General features: G+C 42.2%; 1 protein-coding gene. It reads left to right on the top strand.

The window, feature by feature from the left end; all coding sequences use genetic code 11:
* On the top strand, nucleotides 1-500 hold a 500-nt coding region (locus BN338_RS00280), incomplete at both ends, for a tyrosine-type recombinase/integrase (RefSeq protein ID WP_156809209.1).

Here is a 500-nt window from a genome sequence, read left to right as displayed (position 1 = left end):
CAAAAGCTGATACAGCGCGTAAAGCACTGAACCGTCTTAATCTTTGTCTCAAACATGCGGCTGCTTTGGGTTTGGATGTTGATTTACAAGCAGTAGAAAAAGCACGTGCACTCTTAGGAAAACAACGCCATAAAGCTATTAATGTGCCTGCAATGGATTGGAAAGATGTGCCGGCTTTTTATCAAACACTTTGCCAAAAAACAACCATGACGCAACTGGCTTTGCGTTTGCTTATTCTGACAGGTGTTCGTACACGTCCTTTATGTCATATCCATAAAGATCAGGTTGAGGGTGATCTATGGACAATCCCTGCTGAAAATATGAAAGGAAGACGTGATGCTACAGAAGAGTTTCGCGTGCCTCTATCAACAGAAGCATTAGAAATTTTGAAACAAGCACGCTTGCTTTCTCGCAATGATTTCTTCTTTTCTGCAACCGGTCGAGGTCCCCTTGCTGAAAAGAGTATGGCACATTATATGAGAAGAAATGGATTTGAAGCC

The organism is Bartonella queenslandensis AUST/NH15 (assembly GCF_000312585.1).
GTDB lineage: Bacteria > Pseudomonadota > Alphaproteobacteria > Rhizobiales > Rhizobiaceae > Bartonella > Bartonella queenslandensis_A.
The sequence above is the reverse complement of the archived record's forward strand: the minus strand, read 5'-3'. Positions and strand labels throughout refer to the sequence as shown.